At 72.8% G+C, this 17,067-nt stretch carries 18 protein-coding genes and 1 riboswitch; of the genes, 10 read left to right on the plus strand and 8 right to left on the minus strand.

The window, feature by feature from the left end; translation table 11 throughout:
- The first annotated feature begins 23 nt into the window (after positions 1-23).
- From ACGGAQ_RS03925 to ACGGAQ_RS03955, 7 genes are all read left to right on the plus strand, one after another.
- On the plus strand, positions 24-470 hold the full coding sequence (locus ACGGAQ_RS03925; protein ID WP_393044360.1) for a YbaB/EbfC family nucleoid-associated protein: 447 nt from the start codon (positions 24-26) through the stop codon (positions 468-470).
- A gap of 3 nt (positions 471-473) precedes the next feature.
- Positions 474-815 (plus strand): hypothetical protein, encoded by a 342-nt coding sequence (locus ACGGAQ_RS03930; RefSeq protein WP_354855556.1) that lies wholly within the window; start codon positions 474-476, stop codon positions 813-815.
- Positions 793-1,878 (plus strand): hypothetical protein, encoded by a 1,086-nt coding sequence (locus tag ACGGAQ_RS03935; protein WP_393044362.1) that lies wholly within the window; start codon positions 793-795, stop codon positions 1,876-1,878. Before ACGGAQ_RS03930 ends, ACGGAQ_RS03935 begins: the two co-directional genes overlap by 23 nt.
- Positions 1,879-1,892: 14 nt before the next feature.
- The gene (locus ACGGAQ_RS03940) at positions 1,893-2,171 is read left to right on the plus strand and encodes a hypothetical protein (RefSeq protein WP_393044364.1); all 279 of its coding nucleotides are present in this window, start codon (positions 1,893-1,895) and stop codon (positions 2,169-2,171) included.
- A gap of 195 nt (positions 2,172-2,366) precedes the next feature.
- Positions 2,367-3,608, plus strand: coding sequence for a DUF2786 domain-containing protein (locus tag ACGGAQ_RS03945; RefSeq protein WP_393044366.1), 1,242 nt, complete (start codon positions 2,367-2,369; stop codon positions 3,606-3,608).
- Positions 3,609-3,756: 148 nt separating this feature from the next.
- Positions 3,757-4,113 (plus strand): YciI family protein, encoded by a 357-nt coding sequence (locus tag ACGGAQ_RS03950; protein ID WP_393045655.1) that lies wholly within the window; start codon positions 3,757-3,759, stop codon positions 4,111-4,113.
- On the plus strand, positions 4,110-5,372 hold the full coding sequence (locus tag ACGGAQ_RS03955) for an RNA polymerase sigma factor (RefSeq protein ID WP_393044368.1): 1,263 nt from the start codon (positions 4,110-4,112) through the stop codon (positions 5,370-5,372). The genes ACGGAQ_RS03950 and ACGGAQ_RS03955 overlap by 4 nt, the downstream gene beginning before the upstream one ends.
- A 75-nt stretch (positions 5,373-5,447) precedes the next feature.
- Here the strand turns inward: ACGGAQ_RS03955 and ACGGAQ_RS03960 are convergent, their stop codons facing one another.
- The 7 genes from ACGGAQ_RS03960 to ACGGAQ_RS03990 form a co-directional block, all read right to left on the minus strand.
- Positions 5,448-6,896, minus strand: a complete 1,449-nt coding sequence (locus ACGGAQ_RS03960; RefSeq protein WP_393044370.1) for an alpha/beta hydrolase — start codon at positions 6,894-6,896, stop codon at positions 5,448-5,450.
- Between the two features lie 123 nt (positions 6,897-7,019).
- Positions 7,020-7,289, minus strand: coding sequence for a hypothetical protein (locus ACGGAQ_RS03965; protein WP_393044372.1), 270 nt, complete (start codon positions 7,287-7,289; stop codon positions 7,020-7,022).
- Positions 7,286-7,633: an ArsR/SmtB family transcription factor gene (locus ACGGAQ_RS03970; RefSeq protein WP_393044373.1), complete on the minus strand. Its 348-nt coding sequence runs from the start codon at positions 7,631-7,633 to the stop codon at positions 7,286-7,288. Before ACGGAQ_RS03970 ends, ACGGAQ_RS03965 begins: the two co-directional genes overlap by 4 nt.
- 159 nt (positions 7,634-7,792) lie before the next feature.
- The gene (locus ACGGAQ_RS03975; RefSeq protein WP_139583988.1) at positions 7,793-7,966 is read right to left on the minus strand and encodes a CsbD family protein; all 174 of its coding nucleotides are present in this window, start codon (positions 7,964-7,966) and stop codon (positions 7,793-7,795) included.
- A 75-nt stretch (positions 7,967-8,041) separates the two neighbouring features.
- Positions 8,042-10,294 (minus strand): heavy metal translocating P-type ATPase, encoded by a 2,253-nt coding sequence (locus tag ACGGAQ_RS03980; RefSeq protein WP_393044375.1) that lies wholly within the window; start codon positions 10,292-10,294, stop codon positions 8,042-8,044.
- Between the two features lie 12 nt (positions 10,295-10,306).
- Positions 10,307-11,254, minus strand: coding sequence for a hypothetical protein (locus ACGGAQ_RS03985; RefSeq protein ID WP_393044377.1), 948 nt, complete (start codon positions 11,252-11,254; stop codon positions 10,307-10,309).
- Between the two features lie 14 nt (positions 11,255-11,268).
- Positions 11,269-11,478 (minus strand): copper ion binding protein, encoded by a 210-nt coding sequence (locus tag ACGGAQ_RS03990; protein ID WP_354855548.1) that lies wholly within the window; start codon positions 11,476-11,478, stop codon positions 11,269-11,271.
- Between the two features lie 149 nt (positions 11,479-11,627).
- On the opposite strand from ACGGAQ_RS03990, the gene ACGGAQ_RS03995 reads away from it, so the two are divergent.
- On the plus strand, positions 11,628-11,924 hold the full coding sequence (locus ACGGAQ_RS03995; RefSeq protein ID WP_030329541.1) for a metal-sensitive transcriptional regulator: 297 nt from the start codon (positions 11,628-11,630) through the stop codon (positions 11,922-11,924).
- A gap of 5 nt (positions 11,925-11,929) precedes the next feature.
- Here ACGGAQ_RS03995 and ACGGAQ_RS04000 read toward each other — a convergent pair whose 3' ends face one another.
- Positions 11,930-14,041: a copper-translocating P-type ATPase gene (locus ACGGAQ_RS04000; protein WP_393044380.1), complete on the minus strand. Its 2,112-nt coding sequence runs from the start codon at positions 14,039-14,041 to the stop codon at positions 11,930-11,932.
- A gap of 311 nt (positions 14,042-14,352) precedes the next feature.
- Between ACGGAQ_RS04000 and ACGGAQ_RS04005 the strand changes: the two genes are divergently transcribed.
- Both ACGGAQ_RS04005 and ACGGAQ_RS04010 read left to right on the plus strand, forming a co-directional pair.
- Positions 14,353-15,717, plus strand: coding sequence for a YibE/F family protein (locus ACGGAQ_RS04005; RefSeq protein WP_393044382.1), 1,365 nt, complete (start codon positions 14,353-14,355; stop codon positions 15,715-15,717).
- A gap of 166 nt (positions 15,718-15,883) precedes the next feature.
- A riboswitch (cyclic di-AMP (ydaO/yuaA leader) is annotated at positions 15,884-16,014 on the plus strand.
- Between the two features lie 4 nt (positions 16,015-16,018).
- Positions 16,019-17,038: a coiled-coil domain-containing protein gene (locus ACGGAQ_RS04010; protein WP_393044384.1), complete on the plus strand. Its 1,020-nt coding sequence runs from the start codon at positions 16,019-16,021 to the stop codon at positions 17,036-17,038.
- The last annotated feature ends 29 nt before the right edge of the window (positions 17,039-17,067 follow it).

Here is a 17,067-nt window from a genome sequence, read left to right on the forward strand (position 1 = left end):
ACTGCGGACGTGGGGGGACGAGCATGGCGAGCGGGATTGATCCGTCCGGCCTGAGCAGCTCGCTCGAAGAGGCGATGCGCCTGCTGAGCCAGGCAACAGGTGCTGTCACGGCGCAGCCGGGTGACGGCGACGGGCCCGTGCCGGACGCCGAGCAGATGGTCGGGCGGGGCACCGGCGGTGACGGTCTCGTCGAGGCGGAGGTCTCCGCGTTCGGCGCCCTGCAGACGCTGGTGATCGACCCGAGCCTGTCCCGGGCCGGCACGAGCACGATCGCCGAGTACGTCCTGGAGGCGGTCCAGGCGGCACAGGCCGACGAGCGCGCCCGCCGGGCCGACCTGACGGCCGGCGCCCAGGTCGACAGCACGGCCCTCACCCAGCAGCTCGAACGGGTCTCCGAGCAGGCGTTCCGCGGCTTCCAACAGATGATCGGTGACCTGGACGCGGCCACCCGCCGGATGGATCGTCGCTGAGCCATGTCCGACGGAATTCAGGTGGACGTCGACGCTCTGCACGCCGCCGCCGCGTCGATCGCGACAACCGGCCAGCAGCTCGGCGAGGCGGTCAGCGGCCTCGAGTCGACGGTGAACGGGGCGGGTAATCCCTGGGGCGCCGACGAGGCGGGCTCCCTCTTCGGGGCCGTGTACGTCGAGGTCCTGACGCATGCGCTCGACGTGTACCGGTCGATGGCCGACCAGTTGTTGGAGGCCGCCGAGAACCTCGACCTCGGTGCCGACGCGCACGAGGCGACCGACCTCGCCAACGCGGAACTCTTCACGAGGATGGAGCTGCCCAGTGGGTATGCAGCTTCCTCCTGAGCTCGCCGAGGCGCTGGGCTGGGTCGGTTTCACCTGGCCGACCGCCGACGAGGAGTTGCTGTTCGAGGCGTCCCAGATGTGGTTCGCCTTCGCCGGCCGGCTGCGGACGGCGGTCGGGGAGGCCCAGGCGGGCGCGGCGCAGGTCAGCACGACCAACCGCGGCGACGACATCCGGGCGTTCGAGCAGGCGTGGCAGGACGAGGAGGGTGCGCCGCGCCGCATCGAGGACGGCGCGCAGGCCGCCGAGCTGATCGGCATGGCGTTGCTGGTGATGGCCATCATCACCCTGACGCAGAAGATCATCGTGATCGTCCAGTTGACGATCCTGGTCATTCAGGTGGCAATCGCGTTGGCGGCGGCGGCGCCCAGCTTCGGTGCCTCGCTGGCCCAGATCCCCGTCTCGATCGGCCTGGCCCGGATGGCGATCCAGCGGGTCATCAAGGAGGTCATCGAGAAGGTCGTCAAGGAGATCATCCCGCAGTTGTTGAAGCGCGCGAAGACACTGCTGCGCCGCTTCACCCGAAAGGGCGCGAAGCGCGGCGGCCCGAAGCGGCCCGGCGTGCCCGGCCCGCACACCACCCCGCGGTACTCCAACACCAAGCCGATGCTCGACAAGTACCGCAACGAGCATCTGCCCGGAGGGCACTTCCCGACGGCCGTGCGCCGGCTCAGCCCCGAGGAGCTGGAACAGCACCGGGTCTTCTTCGACAGCAACGGCGTGCTGCGCAGCGCGCGCAACGGCGAGCCGTTCGACACCTCCAGCGCGCAGACCGTGTTCAGCGGGAACGGTCAAGCGATCTTCGTGATGGACCGTAACGGCAACCTCTACGCGTCCAACTACCAGAAGGTCGGCGACTTCCACCACTCCACTCTGGGCGGCGGAAACCCGGTCGCCGCGGCCGGCGAGCTGGTCGTCAAGGACGGTAGGGTCCAGTACGCCACGGCGCGCAGCGGTCATTACCAGCCCGACCCCAGCCACATGGCCAATCTCGACGCCGAGTTCAAGCGCAACGGCGTCAACGGGGTACCAATTCTGGGCTGGGATGGCGGCCGGATCTTCTAGGGGAGTCGACGAGCATGGGTACGGACAGTTGGAAGGGCCACGTCAACGGGATCCTCTACGGGGTCCAGTTCGACAGGTCGCTCGACGATTCGGTGGTGAAACGGGTCGCCGACGGGGTGGCCGCCGGGCTTTACCCGGGTGGCCGGGCCGAGACGCGGGACGCGCTGGAGCAGGCGCTGCTCTACTCGGGCCCGCTGAACGACCAGGCCGAGACGCACCACAGCGAGGACGACATCCGCGCGTTCTTCCGGCGGCTCTCCGCCGCCCTGGCGACCCCGCCCGCGCAGAGTTGATCAGTGGGTTCGCGTCACGGCATCGCGGTGTCGTGACGCGAACCTCTTGATCACCGCCAGACACCTCGCATCCGCCTGGGTCACGCCCGAACTACCCCAAACTGGCCGAGTCGTGCCCGCCGAAGCCGTGCCGGCATGATCATTGGGTGGGGCGGCCGGATGCCTCGCCGGCAGCGGAGACCGAAGGAGGTGCCTGTGCCGGACGCGGACGAACTCGTCGCCGACGCGCTCGCGGCGGTGCGCGGCACCGACGTACGACAGGCCGAACGGCAGCTGGACCGGCTGATGGTCGGCACCGGCGCGGCGGACGGCGCCACGGCGGTGGACGCGGCCCTGCGGCGTCGGCTGGTCCGTGGCCTCGGGCAGCTCTGGCCACGCGGCTGGCAGCCGGTCGACGTGCACCGGATCACCGCGCGGCGGCTCGACGCACGGGCGGCCCGGCTGGTCCGGGACGCGCTGGCCGCCCAGCGACGCGAGCAGGCCGGGCCGGTCCCCGACTGGTGGGACGACCAGCTACGCGGGCTGACCGCCGAGGGTCGGGACGACGGCCACGACCTGCTGGCCGCCTGGACCGCCGCGGAGGGACTGGACCGGGCCGACGCTCTGCGCGCCGCGGTCGACGTGCTCGCGCTGGTGGAGAGCCTGCCGCCGATCGCGGTGCTACGCCCGCCGCCCGGCTCGACCGGGGCGACGATCCCCCGCACCGCCGGTACGGTCCGCAGCGGGTCACCGATGCTGGACCGGGTACGCGCGCTGCTCGCGAAGGCCGAGTCGACCACCTTCCCGGCCGAGGCGGAGGCGTTGACCGGGAAGGCGCAGGAGCTGATCGCCCGGCACAGCATCGACGAGGCGTTGCTGGCCGCCGGGGCGGAGCCCGGCGACGTGCCGGGCGGGGTCCGGCTGGGCACCGAGACCCCGTACGCGGGGGCGAAGGCGCTGCTGGTGCAGGAGGTGGCGGCGGCGAACCGGTGCGAGGCGGTCTGGTCCGACGACCTCGGTTTCACCACAGTGCTGGGGTGGCCGGCGGATCTCGTGGCGGTGGAGCTGCTCTACACCTCGCTGCTGGTGCAGGCCACCGCCGCGATGCTGCGCGGGCGCACCGAGCGCCGGCCGGGGTCGGGCCGGCGGACGAAGGTGTGGGACGAGTCCTTCCTCAACGCGTTCGCGCTGCGGATCGGTGAGCGGCTGCGCGCGGCCACCGAGGCGGCCGACCAGGCGGCTGCCGAGACAGCCGGGCCGGAGCGTCTGCTACCGGTGCTCGCCGCCCGTGGCGAGGCGGTCCAGGAGCGGCTGGGCACCCTCTTTCCGGGCGTCACCCGACACCGGCTCAGCGTCCGCGACGCGGAGGGCTGGTCGTCCGGCACCTCGGCCGCCGACCGGGCCGCGCTCGACCTCGGCGGCGGCCAGCGGCCTCGACAGGTGCCGGGCCGACCCTGATCCGCACGGCGTGGGACCACCGCCGGAGACTCTTTCTGCGATTTTCTTCGGTAGGCGGTAGGGAACGGGGTCTCGGCTCCGACCCTCCGGTGAGCCGCACCCCGCCCGGGGAGCGACCAGCCAAGCGAGGAGCATCCCCGTGAAGTACATGCTGCTGATCTGGAACCGGCCCGGCTTCACCGAGGAGCTGACCGAAGAGGACCGTAACGCCCTGTTCGGCGAGGTGGACGAGATCATGAAGGAGCTGACCGAGAGCGGCGAGCTGGTCGACGGCCAGGCGCTGGCCAACCCGTCGCAGACGCAGACGGTCCGGCTCGCCGGCGGTCACCCGGAGATCGTCGACGGGCCGTTCATGGAGAGCAAGGAGCAGTTCGCCGGCTACCTGACCGTCGACTGCGACAGCCCGCAGCGGGCCGCCGAGATCGCCGCCCGCTGGCCGGACGTGCGCTTCGGCGGGGCGATGGAGGTCCGACCGGTCATGGAGCAGGCAGGGACGGAGATGTGACCGACGACCGGACGGTCGAGGACCTGCTGCGCACGCTCGCGCCGCAGGTCCTCGGCCTGCTGGTCCGCCGGCACGGCCAGTTCGACAGGTGCGAGGACGCCGTCCAGGAGGCGTTGCTCGCCGCCGCGACGCAGTGGCCCGGACAGGGCGTACCGGACAACCCCCGCGCGTGGTTGCTCACCGTGGCCACCCGCCGGCTCACCGACGAGTGGCGCAGCGAGAGCGCCCGCCGGAACCGCGAGGTGGCGGTGGCGCTGCGCGAGCCGGCGTACGCCCAGGTGGCGCCGGCGGCCGACGCGGAGCCGGCGGTGGCCGACGCGGACGACACCCTCACCCTGCTCTTCCTCTGCTGCCATCCGGCGCTGGCGCCCTCGGCGCAGGTGGCGCTGACCCTACGGGCGGTCGGCGGCCTCAGCACCGCCCAGATCGCTCGGGCGCACCTGCTGCCCGAGGCGACGATGAGCCAGCGGATCCGGCGGGCCAAGCAGCGGATCGAGGCCGCCGGGGCCCGGTTCCTGATGCCCGGGCCGGGTGAGCGCGGCGAGCGGCTGCGGACCGTGCTGCGGGTGCTCTACCTGATCTTCAACGAGGGGTACACCGCGTCCAGCGGACCGGACCTGCGACGGGCCGAGCTGACCGGCGAGGCGATCCGACTGGCCCGCGTCCTGCACGGGCTGCTGCCCGACGACGGTGAGGTGACCGGGCTGCTGGCGCTGATGCTGCTCACCGACGCGCACCGGGCGGCCCGGGTGGGCGAGGACGGCGAGTTGGTGCCGCTGACCGAGCAGGACCGCACCCGGTGGGACGCTGGCGCCATCGCGGAGGGAGTCGCCCTGGTCACCGAGGCGCTGACCTGGTCGCCGCCCGGCCCGTACCAGCTCCAGGCGGCGATCGCGGCGGTGCACGCCGAGGCGCCGACGGCGGCGGAGACGGACTGGCCGCAGATCGTGGCGCTCTACCGGCTGCTGGCCCGGATCGCTCCGAACCCGATGGTCACGCTCAACCAGGCGGTGGCCGTGGCCATGGTGGACGGGCCGCGGGCGGGCCTCGCCCTGCTCACCCCGCTGGACGCCGACGAGCGGATGGCCGGGCACCACCGGCTCGCCGCGGTACGGGCGCACCTGCTGGAGCTGGCCGGGGAGCCGGGCGCGGCGCGGGAGGCGTACCTGACGGCCGCGCGCGGCACGACGAGCCTGCCCGAGCAGCGCTACCTGGAGCGGAGAGCCGCCCGGCTGGCGGGCCGACCGTCACGCCCCTGACGTACCGCGTGCTGCGCTGACCACGGCACGGCCCGGTCGCCGCGCGGCACTGTCGCGCGGCGACCGGCGTGTCGGTCAGCTCGCCACGTCGACGGCCGGGCAGCGGGCGCCCCGGGCGGGCACCACCTGGTCGATCAGGTAGGCGTCGACGGCTCGCCCCACGCAACCGCTGGTGGTGTAGCTGCCGTGGCCCCAACCCTCGTACGTCAGCAGCACGCCGTGCCGACCCAACTGCCGCGCCACGTTGGTGGCCCAGGCGTACCCGCTGGCCGGATCGTGCACGGTGGCGGCGAGCAGCAACGGCACGTCGCTGTGAACCCGCAGACGGTGCTGCGGGTTGGCCACCGGAGTCGGCGAGCCCAGGCAGGTCACCAGTGCGAACAGCGCCGGCGGGTAGCGCAGATCGGGCGCGAGCCGGGCCGCCCGGCGCACGAGTCCGGCGTACTCGCGGTAGTCGCGGACCGGCAGGTCCCAGTCCTGACAGAAGACCGCGAAGGGGTACGGCGCCACGGCATCCACCGTGCGCGCGCTGACGCTCGGCGTCCCGGGGCCCTGGAGCTTCCCGATCCACTCGGCCAGGCCCGGCCATCGCCACGTGTCGTAGAGCTGCTTGTGGGCGAGTCGACTCAGCTCGAACGGCTGCAGTGCGGCCCCGGCGCGGCCCGGGTCGGTCAGCAGACCACGCTGGGCCCGGTCGTGCAGTCCAGCCCAGATCGCGCGGACGTCCCGACCGTGCAGGACGCAGTCGGCGGACCTGTCGCACCAGGCGACGAACTCGTCGAATGCGTCCTCCGCCGTGACCGCCTGGGTGTCCAGGAAGGCTCGGGTGCCGAGGCTGTGGTCCATGGCGGCCTCCAGCACCACGGCCCGGACCTTCTCGGGGAACAGCTCCGCGTAGCGCTCACCGAGCACTGTGCCGTACGAGCTGCCGTGGAACGTCAGCCGCCGTTCGCCGAGCGCGGCGCGGACGGCATCGAGGTCGCGGGCGGCGCTTGTCGTGTCGACGTGGTCGTAGAGCGGCCCGGTGCGCGCCCGACAGTCGGCGCGCAGCAGCGCGTTGTCGGCCAGCGTGGCGTCGAACTGGGCCTGGTCGGCGATCAGCTGCGGTTGCCGGGCGAGCAGCTCCCGGGCGCAGATCACCGGGTGGCTGCGGCCGGTGCCGCGCGGGTCGAAGCTGACGACGTCGAACCGGCGGCGCAGCTCGGCGCTGAACCGGGAACTCCCGGTCACCACCCGGTCGACCCCGCTGTCGCCGGGTCCACCGGGACCGAAGACCAGCGCGCCCGTACGGGCGGCCGGGTCGGTGGCGACCCGACGGGCCAACGCCAGGTCGAAGCGCTCACCCCCGGGCTGGTTCCAGTCGACAGGCAGCGACAGGGTGCCGCAGTCGGCGGTGGCATCCGTGGGGCAGGGCTGCCAGTCGATGGCAGGTCGCGCCGCGGCCGGGGTCGGCGGGGTCAGGCCGGCGGTCGTGAGGGCCAGGGCCACCGCCCAGCCGAGGGCGGATTTGCGTACGTGCGGCATGGGGTGCTGTCCTCTTCCCGAAGGAGCGTTACCGGTGAAACTCGCCCCCTGGGCGAGGTGATGCTGCTTCCACCCGGGCCGTCGAGTGGCCGCTCGACGGCCCGGGGCCTTCGTCCAACGAGGTCAGTCGACCTCGCGCAGGACGCGTTCGAGCGTGGCCATCCGGGTCTCCATCCCGCCCAGCCGGCCGTCCAACGCCGCGAGCAGGCGGGTGTTCTCGGCCTGGGCCTGGGCTGCCGTCTCGGCGAGCCGGCGGTAGTCGTCCGCCCGGGCCGCTTCGAGCCGGGCACGCCGGGTCTTGCCGAGCTGCACCACGCTCACGGTGAACACGCTGATCAGCAGGGCGAAGACGCCGAGCGCGCCGACCACCTCGGTCCAGTCGTGTTCGCTCATCGGTCCGCTCCGGGCTGCTCGGTCGAGTCGGGCACGGTAAGCGTCTCGACCGCCGCCGCGATGATCTGGGGGGTGAGTGTGAGCGCGAACGGCTCCACCTCGTAGTAGTTCATGGCCTTCCCGTCCTCCGACAACTCCAGGCGGGCGGTGACCAGCCCGGCCGCCGCCAGCTTTCTCAGGTGGACCTGCAACAGCGCTCGGCTGATGCCCAGTTGCCGGGCCAGCCCGCTGACATAGGCACGTTCACGCGCCAGCGCGGCGACGACCCGCAGTCGGTGCGGGTTGGCCAGGGTGGCCAGCACCCGGACCAGGTCGTCGCCGGTCGGCGGTGGAGCGGCACTCATAACCAGCCCTTGCACATGCCAACAGAAGTTAGCAGGTGTGGCCGCGCGGCGGTGCGGTCGACGGCGGAATCAGGGGGATCTCAGGGTTCACGGCCCCGGACACACAGCACGCCGGGCCGGTGAATGATCACCGGCCCGGCGTGCGGGTTACGTCGTACGTCAGCTCTTGAAAGCGTCCTTGATCTTCTCGCCCGCCTGCTTGAGCTTGGCCGTGGACTGGTCTGCGCGCCCCTCGGCCTCGAGCTGCTCGTTGTCGGTGGCCCGACCGGCGCCTTCCTTGAGCTTGCCGGCCGCGTCCTCGCTGGCGTTGTTGATCTTGTCATCGATACCCATGTGCCAACCTCCATTGCGAGCGTCGCTACGACCTCAGCAGTACCCCCGCAGTCCGCCGCCCAACCATCACCGCCGTCACATTCCGCGATCGACGGCCGAACGGAACCGGCGCAGGCGCAGGCTGTTGGCCACCACGAAGACCGAGGACAGCGCCATGGTGGCACCGGCGATCATCGGGTTGAGCAGGCCGGCGGCGGCCAGCGGCAGGGCCGCCACGTTGTAGCCGAAGGCCCAGAACAGGTTGCCCCGGATGATCCCGAGCGTGCGCCGGGACAGCCGGATGGCGTCCACCGCCGCATCCAGGTCGCCGCGGACGAGCGTGAGATCGGACGCCTCGATCGCCACGTCGGTGCCGGTGCCCATCGCCAGCCCCAGATCGGCCTGGGCCAACGCCGGCGCGTCGTTCACCCCGTCGCCGACCATCGCCACCGACCGCCCCTGCGCCTGGAGCCGCCGGACGACGTCGACCTTGCCGGCGGGCAGCACCTCGGCGATCACCTCGTCGATGCCCACCTCGGCGGCGACCGCCCCGGCCACGGTGGGGTTGTCCCCGGTCAGCAGGACCGGGTTGAGCCCCAGGGCGCGCAGCCGGGCCACGGCCGTCCGGCTGGTCGGCCGGACCACGTCGGCGACCGCGAGCACGCCCCGCGCCCGTCCGTCCCAGCCGGCGACGATCGCCGTACGCCCGGCGGCCTCCGCGTCCTGCACGGCCAGATCGACCTCCGGCGGTACGTCGACACCACGCTCGCCCAGCAGCCGGAGCCGGCCGACCAGCATGGTCCGACCGTCGACCGTGCCGGTGACGCCCAACCCTTCGAGGTTGACGAAGCCGGTCACCGGGGGCAGCGCTCCGGCCTCGGCGGCGCCCGCGGCGACGGCCCGGGCGATCGGGTGCTCGGAGGCGGCCTCCACGGCCCCGGCGAGCCGGAGCAGCTCGGCGCGGTCCTCGCCGCTCGCCGGCACGACGTCCACCAGGGTCATCCGGCCGGTCGTCACGGTTCCGGTCTTGTCCAGCACGACGGTGTCGACGCGACGGGTGGACTCCAGCACCTCCGGTCCCTTGATCAGCACGCCGAGCTGGGCGCCGCGGCCGGTGCCGACCAGCAGCGCGGTCGGAGTGGCCAGGCCGAGGGCACACGGGCAGGCGATGATCAGCACGGCGACGGCGGCGGTGAACGCGGTGGTCGGACCGGCGCCGGTGCCGAGCCACCAGCCGAGCGTGCCCACCGCGAGGGTGATGACGATCGGCACGAAGACGCCGGAGATCCGGTCGGCCAGCCGCTGCACGGCCGCCTTGCCGCTCTGCGCCTGCTCGACGAGGTCGGCCATCCGGGCGAGCTGGGTGTCCGCGCCGACCCGGGTGGCGGTGACGACCAGCCGGCCGCCCGCGTTGATCGTGGCTCCGACCACGCCGTCGCCCGGGCCGACCTCGACCGGCACCGACTCGCCGGTCAGCATGCTGGCGTCGACGGCGGACGTGCCCTCGTCGACGACCCCGTCGGTGGCGATCTTCTCGCCGGGGCGGACCACGAACCGGTCACCGACGACGAGCCGGTCCACCGGGATCCGGGTCTCCACCCCGTCGCGCAGCACCGCCACGTCCCGGGCGCCGAGTTCGAGAAGGGCGCGCAGGGCCGCCCCGGCGGTCCGCTTGGATCGGGCCTCGAAGTAGCGGCCGGCCAGGATGAACACCGTCACCCCGGCGGCCGCCTCCAGGTAGATGTTGCCGGCGCCGTCGGTGCGGGTGATGTCAAAGCGGAAGGGATGCGTCATCCCGGGCATCCCGGCATCGCCCAGAAAGAGCGCCCAGAGCGACCAGCCGAACGCGGCCAGGGTGCCCAGCGAGACCAGGGTGTCCATGCTCGCGGCGCCGTGCCGCAGGTTGGTCCACGCGGCCCGGTGGAACGGCAGCCCGCCCCAGACCACCACCGGGGCGGCGAGGGTCAGCGAGAGCCACTGCCAGTAGTCGAACTGCCAGGGCGGCACCATGGCCAGCAGGACCACCGGCACGCTGAGCACCGCCGACACCCACAGACGGGTACGCGGACCCCGCAGCGGGTCGACCGGCTGCTCGGTCGTCGGCGGAGCCGGCAGGGCCGCCGTGTAGCCGGTCTTCTGCACCGTGTCGATCAGGTCGTCCGGGGTGACGCTGTCGACGTACCGGACGGTGGCCTTCTCGGTGGCGTAGTTGACGGTGGCGCTCACCCCGTCCATCCGGTTCAGCTTCTTCTCGATCCGGGCGGCACAGGCGGCGCAGGTCATTCCCCCGATGGCCAGCTCGATCCGGTTCGGCGCCTCGGGCAGTGGTCTGCTGCTGGTGGTGGTCATCGTCCGATCCCGTCAGTTGTGCCCGTGGCCGGGGGTGCCGTGCTCGGTCGGCGCCGGCCCGCTCGGAGTGGGGTCGCCCCCGGTCGTGGCGGTGCCGGCGACGACGGTGAACTCGGCGGTGTGCACCCGCCCGCCGTGCCGGAAGTCGAGGTAGAGCCGGTAGCTGCCGGCCGAGGGCACCTCGGCGAGGAAGGTGACCTCCGGACCGGGGCGGGTACGCCCGTCGCCGGGTGTACCGTCCGGGTGTACGTGCAGGTACGCGAGATCGCCCCGGCGCAGCGCCACCAGGTGCCCGTACGCCCCCAGGTAGGGCTCCAGATCGGTCACCGGTCGTCCGTCGCGGCTGACGCTCAGGGTGAGTGACGAGGTGCGGCCGGGCTGCGGCACGCCGGCCAGGGTGACGGTGTAGCCGTCGACCGTGGTGCTGGTGGCCGGGGCGGGCAGCGGCCGCTCGGTCAGCTCACCGGGGACTGTCACGTCCACCCCGAGGGTCAGCGCCTCGCCCCCGGTCGGCGTGAAGTCGGCGAACGCCCGCCACTGCCCGGGGCCGTCCAGCGGGGTGTCGACCCGCCAGGTGCCGTCCGGTGCGAGGTCGGGGTGCACGTGGCGGAAGCCGGACAGGTCCCGCCGGGCGACGATCAGGTGCATCCGCTTGTCGTGTGCCACGTCGTACCCGGTCACCGGGCGGCCGTCCGGCCCGCCGATCCGGAAGGCGAACTCACCGGCCGGGGCGGCGACCGGAACGAGGGTGTAGCCACGGTCGGAGACGAGCAGGCCGCCGGGAATCCGGTCGGTCACCTCGTCGTGCGCGGTGGGGCCCGAGCTGTGGGCGGCGCTTCCGTCGTGCCGACTCTCGGCGACCGGGGCGGCCGGGTCGACCACCCGGCCGATCCCGTACGCCGCGCCGAAGACCGCCGCGAGCCCGAGGGCGAACCCGCCCATTTTGGTCACCGTGTTCACCCCGGGCCTCCCGCTCACGCCTCGACGAGGTCGTAACCGGCCTCGTCGACCGCCGCCCGGACGGACTCCGCGTCCACGGGCTGCTCGCTGGTGACGGTGACCCGGCCGGTGGCGAGATCCACCTGCACGTCGCGCACCCCGGCGATGGCGCCCACCTCGGCGCTGACCGCGCTGACGCAGTGCCCGCAGGTCATGCCCCGCACCTGGAACGTCGTGTCGACCATCGAATCTCTCCCTTCGTCGCCTGCCAGCCTATACCCCCCAGGGGTAAGGTCGAGGCACACTCATGGCCAGTCATGTACCGGTACCCGGTGGGGGTATCGGACACGAGGGACGTTACCATACCCCCCAGGGGTACGCTATCCTCGTCGCCATGACCGCACCCACGCCGATCCGCGGCTACACCGCCAGCAAGGACCAGCTGCTCGCGCGGCTCCGCCGCGTCGAGGGGCAGGTCCGGGGCATCGAGAAGATGGTCGACGACGACCGTTACTGCATCGACGTGCTCACCCAGATCTCCGCGATCCAGGCCGCGCTCGACAAGGTGGCGCTGGGCCTGCTCGACGGGCACGCCCGGCACTGCATGCACGAGGGGGCGGCCGAGGGCCGGGCCGACGAGATGGCCACCGAGATGATGGCGGCCGTCGGCCGACTCATGAAGCGCGGCTGAGCCGGTCAGTCGGGCTCCGCGTCGAGGCGTACCCGGCGGAGCAACTGGGCGTTGAGCGCCACGACGATGGTGGACGCCGACATCAGCACCGCCGCCACCGCCGGGCTCAACGCCACCCCGGCCCAGGCGAGCACCCCGGCCGCCAGGGGCAACGCCACCACGTTGTAGCCGGCGGCCCAGGCCAGGTTCTGCCGCATCTTGCGGTACGACGCCCGGGAGAGCCGGACCACGGCACCGACACCGCGCGGGTCGGACGACGCCAGCACCACCCCGGCGGACTCGATCGCCACGTCGGTCCCCGCCCCGATCGCGATGCCGACGTCGGAGCGGGCCAGCGCCGGCGCGTCGTTCACCCCGTCGCCGACCATCGCCACGGTCAGCCCTCGCCGCTGGAGCTCCGCGACCCGGCTGTCCTTCTCCGCCGGCAGCACCTCGGCGAAGACCTCGTCCACCCCCGGCCGGAAGCCGAGATCGACGGCCACCGACTCGGCCACGGACCGCGCGTCGCCGGTGATCATGGCGATGGTGCGGATGCCTTCGGCACGCAGCTCGGCGATGGCCTGCCGGGCCTCGGGACGCACCTCGTCGGTGAGCGCGAACGCCGCGAGCACGGTGTCCGGCAGCCGCACCAGGTACAGCACCACGGCCCCGCGCGCCGACCATCGGCCGGTCGCCGCCCCCAGGTCGTCCGGGAGCGCTCGGCCCAGATCCCGCAGCAACGCCGGGCCGCCCACCGCGTACTCCGTACCGTCGATGGTGGCCCGCACGCCGCGGCCCGGCAGCGATCGGAAGCCGGTGGCACGCGCCGGGCCGGCGGACCCGGCCGCCGTCACGATCGCCCGAGCCAGCGGATGCTCGCTGTCGGACTCGACGCCGGCGGCGATCCGCAGCGCTTCCTCCCGCTCCAGCCCCTGGGTCGTCACCACGTCGCTCACCGCGTGCTCACCCCGGGTCAGCGTGCCGGTCTTGTCGAAGAGCACCGCGTCGACGGTCCGCATGCGCTCCAGCGCCAACCGGTCCTTGACCAGGATCCCGCGCCGCGCCGCCAGGGCGGTGGAGAGCGCCACGACCAGCGGGATGGCCAGGCCGAGCGCGTGCGGGCAGGCGATCACCAGGACGGTGACCGTACGGACCACCGCCTGGTCGGGTTCACCGAGCGCGGTCCACACCACCAGCGTCACCACGGCGGTGCCCGCGGCCACGTAGAACAGCGCGGCGGCGAACCGGTCGGCCAGCAGTTGGGCCTGGCCACCCGAGCGCTGCGCCTGCGCGACCATGCGCTGAATGCCGGCGAGCGCGGTCTCGTCACCCAGCGCCTCGACCCGGACCCGGATCGCCGAGTCGGTGGCCACGGTGCCGGCGACTACCCGCTCGCCCGTCGACCGGGCCACCGGCCGGGACTCACCGGTGATCATCGACTCGTCCAGTTCCGCGTCGCCACCGACGATCCGGCCGTCCGCCGGCACCCGACCCCCGGGCCGGACAAGCACCACGTCGCCCACCCGCAACGCGCCGACCGGCACCGGCTCGGCCTGCCCGTCCGCCGCCACGCGCTCGGCCTCGTCGGGCAGCAGCGCGGCCAACGCCGCCAGCGCCCCCCGGGCCTGCCCGATGGCCTTCATCTCCTGCCAGTGCCCGAGCAGCATGATGGTGACCAGCGCGGCCAACTCCCACCAGAAGTCCAGGTCGAAGGCGCCCAGGCTGGTGGCCAACGACGCCGAGTACGCCACCGTGATCGCCATCGTGACCAGCAGCATCATTCCCGGCGCCCGATCCCGGATCTCACGCACCGCACCGACCAGGAACGGCCAGCCACCCCAGAAGAAAATCACCGATCCGAGCACCGGCCCGACCCAGGAGCGGCCCGGAACGTCCCACCGGAGCCCGAGCCCGTCCACCACCAGATGGCTGGTCAGCACCACCGGCAGGGTGAGCACCAGGCAGACCCAGAACCGGCGGCGGAACATCGCCGGGTCGTGGCCGGCGTGCTTGTCGTGGCCGGCGTGCCTCTCCGCGCCGGCGTGCCTCTCCGGGCCGGCGTGCTGATCGTGGTCGACCGGCGTCGCGTGCTGGCTCTGGTCGGCGGCCTGCTCAGGGGCGGGCTCGGACGCGGGCATGACTCCAACATGCCGCTCCGGCCGACGCCACGCGGGCGGTTCGACCATCCGACACTCCGCCACGACCTGCGACACCCGGTCCGGCTGGCTAGCATTCCGGCGATGGCCTACCGGACCCCACCGCCCAGAAGGGCACCGGCGCCGCCACGGCGCGGCGCTTCCGCCGACCGGCCGCTCCGACGGCTCACCCTGTGTGATCACCGGGTCGCCAGCCGGCAATCCGATGCACCCGGCACCGCGTTCCTCCGGCGGAGGTGAACCGACCGGCCCGTCGGCACGTACCCCGCACCGGATCGTTGGGAGTTCTCGCATTGGGTTCCGACCACAGCCGTACCGCTCCGCCCGTCCCACCCCGGGTCCGGCGGATCCTCGTCGCGACGGTGGTGCCGCTCTTTGTGGCCACCGTCGTCGCCGCCGTGGTGCTCTGGCCACGGGACGGGTCGCCGCAGACCGGCGGCGGCACGGACGCGCCGCGCCACCACGGCACGGTCACCCGGGTGGTGACCGAACCCTGCCCACCGTCGGCCAACCCGGAGGGCACGCCGGCCACCGGGCCGTGCGGGACCGTGGACGTACGGATCGAGGACGGGCCGAGCGCCGGCCAGCAGGTGCGCACGCCCGTTCCCGCCGGGCCCGGCGCTCCGCGGGTCGAGGTCGGCGACGACGTCGTTCTGGTCGAGCTGACCGACCCGACCGATCCCGCCACCAGCAGCTGGAACATCGCCGAGCATCAGCGCGGAAAGCCGCTGGTGTGGCTCGCGGTGGTCTTCGCCGCCGCGATCGTCGCGTTCGGCCGGTGGCGGGGCCTGGCCGCGCTGGCGGGGCTGGCCGCCAGCTTCGCCATCCTGCTCACCTTCGTGTTGCCGGGCATCAGCGCGGGCCGGTCACCGCTGCTGGTGGCGGTGGTCGGCGCAGCCCTGATCATGTTCGTGGTGCTCTACCTGACACACGGAGTGACCGCGCAGACCTCGGTCGCGGTGCTCGGCACCCTGGGCAGCCTGGTGCTCACCGGCGTGCTCGCGACCATCGCCACCGCCGCCACCCATCTGACCGGCTTCGGCAGCGAGGACGCCACCACGCTGTCGATGTTCCAGGCCGATGTGGATCTGCGCGGCCTGCTGCTCGCCGGGATCATCATCGGCTCACTCGGCGTGCTCGACGACGTGACCGTCACCCAGGCCGCCACCGTCACCGAGCTGGCGAACGCCAACCCCGGCCTGAGCCGGCTGCAGCTCTACCGGGCGGCCACCCGGGTCGGGCGGGCGCACATCGCCTCCACGGTCAACACCATCGTCCTGGCGTACGCGGGCGCCTCCCTTCCGCTGCTGCTTCTGCTCACCGCCGACACCCGCCCTCTCGGGCAGATCCTGACCAGCGAGTTCCTCGCCCAGGAGATCGTCCGCAGCGCGGTCGCCACGCTCGGACTGATCGCCGCCGTACCCCTCACCACCGGGCTGGCCGCCGTGGTGACCGCAGCCGGGTCGACGCCGGCGCAGGACGCGGCCGCCGACGTCCTGACGCCGCGCCCCCGTCCGGACCGGGCGGAGGCACTGGCCGCCCTCAGCTCCCCGCCAGCGGGTCGGCCGGACGGGCCCGACCCGGAGCGGAGCGCACCCCCATCCACCGCCACCACCGGGTGGCCAGAGCCGAACAGGAGCACGGATACGGCATGGTGACACTCCTCAGCGTGACCGGATCGGGCCTGCGCCCTGAGAACCGCGTCACTGGTCACTCAACGCCATGGCGAAATGACGCTTTTAGTCGGCCTCGGGACGTAGCTCAGGCGGTGGACTCTCGGGTAACCTCGCTGCCGGTCACCGACGAAGGCGCGCAGCGGCGCCTGCGGTGCCACCGCCTAATCGCCAACCGGCGAGCCGGGGACCCAGGCACGTGGGGTGAATCCGCGACAGCGGTAGGGGCCACTTCCGCCCCGAACCCGTCAGCTAACCCGGTCGGCGGTCGACGGAAGGGAACATTGTGACGGCACCCCTACGCCGCTGGTTGACACCCGTGGTGGCCGTGCTCGCTGCGCTGACCGTGTTCGCCGGGCCCCTCCCGGCCCACGCCGCCCCGACGACCCCCGCACCGTCCGGGCACGAGGAGGAAGACGAACCCAAGCTCCTCAACGACGTCATCGAGCAGACCAACCGGGACTACGTGGCGGCCAAGTCCAAGCTGGACAAGTCCAAGAAGCGGCAGCTTGAGCTGGCGCTGGAGGTCGAGCGGGCCAAGGCCGACCTGGCGGCGCTGGCCCCGCAGGTCGCGCAGATCGCCGCCCAGTCGTACCGGACCGGACGGATCGGCGCGATGGCGATGCTGCTGGAGAGCGACGCCCCGGACTCGTTCGTCCGACGGGCTGCGGCGCTCGACGAGATGAACATGGTCAACGAGAAGAAGCTCGCCGAGGTCAACGCGGTCAAGTCCCGCGCCGAGCAGGCCAAGCTGGCCCTCGACGCGGAGGTCCGCGAGCAGCAGAAGCAGACCGCCCTGATGGCGAAGGACAAGCGCGACGCGGACAAGGCGCTCGCGCTGGTCGGCGGTCAGGGTTTCACCGGCGGTCTGGTCGACGCCGTCTCGCCGGTCGCCCGGATCGGCCCGGGTCGCACCGCCGACGGCGACTGGAAGCCCGAGTCCTGCAGCGAGGACGATCCCACCACCTCCGGTTGCGTCACGCCGCGCACTCTGCACGCGTACAAGGAGGTCAAGCGGGCCGGGTTCAACCGGTTCGTCGGCTGTCACCGCAACGGTGGCCCGTTCGAGCACCCGAAGGGCCGCGCCTGTGACTGGTCGTTGCAGAAGAGCGGCTTCAGCCCGTGGCACAACAACGACACCCGCATGTACGGCAACAACGTCGCCGCGTTCCTCATCCGCAACGCCGACCGCCTCGGCATCTACTACGTGATCTGGAACCGGCAGATCTGGTTCCCGGCGACCGGCTGGAAGTCGTACAGCGGACCGTCGAACCACACCGACCACGTGCACATGTCGCTGCTCTGACCCGGTGCCAAGAAGTCGAGGGCCGTCCC

Origin of the sequence: Micromonospora sp. NPDC047557, assembly GCF_043205095.1 — a bacterium.
GTDB lineage: Bacteria > Actinomycetota > Actinomycetes > Mycobacteriales > Micromonosporaceae > Micromonospora.

Coding starts and splice junctions, on each gene's coding strand:
- ACGGAQ_RS03925 (WP_393044360.1), top strand. CDS start 24: ATGGCGAGCGGGATTGATCCGTCCGGCCTGAGCAGCTCGCTCGAAGAG.
- ACGGAQ_RS03990 (WP_354855548.1), bottom strand. CDS start 11,478: ATGGTCGACACGACGTTCCAGGTGCGGGGCATGACCTGCGGGCACTGC.
- ACGGAQ_RS03950 (WP_393045655.1), top strand. CDS start 3,757: ATGCTGCTGATCTGGAACCGGCCCGGCTTCACCGAGGAGCTGACCGAA.
- ACGGAQ_RS03930 (WP_354855556.1), top strand. CDS start 474: ATGTCCGACGGAATTCAGGTGGACGTCGACGCTCTGCACGCCGCCGCC.
- ACGGAQ_RS03940 (WP_393044364.1), top strand. CDS start 1,893: ATGGGTACGGACAGTTGGAAGGGCCACGTCAACGGGATCCTCTACGGG.
- ACGGAQ_RS03980 (WP_393044375.1), bottom strand. CDS start 10,294: ATGACCACCACCAGCAGCAGACCACTGCCCGAGGCGCCGAACCGGATC.
- ACGGAQ_RS03960 (WP_393044370.1), bottom strand. CDS start 6,896: ATGCCGCACGTACGCAAATCCGCCCTCGGCTGGGCGGTGGCCCTGGCC.
- ACGGAQ_RS03970 (WP_393044373.1), bottom strand. CDS start 7,633: ATGAGTGCCGCTCCACCGCCGACCGGCGACGACCTGGTCCGGGTGCTG.
- ACGGAQ_RS03965 (WP_393044372.1), bottom strand. CDS start 7,289: ATGAGCGAACACGACTGGACCGAGGTGGTCGGCGCGCTCGGCGTCTTC.
- ACGGAQ_RS04000 (WP_393044380.1), bottom strand. CDS start 14,041: ATGCCCGCGTCCGAGCCCGCCCCTGAGCAGGCCGCCGACCAGAGCCAG.
- ACGGAQ_RS03975 (WP_139583988.1), bottom strand. CDS start 7,966: ATGGGTATCGATGACAAGATCAACAACGCCAGCGAGGACGCGGCCGGC.
- ACGGAQ_RS03995 (WP_030329541.1), top strand. CDS start 11,628: ATGACCGCACCCACGCCGATCCGCGGCTACACCGCCAGCAAGGACCAG.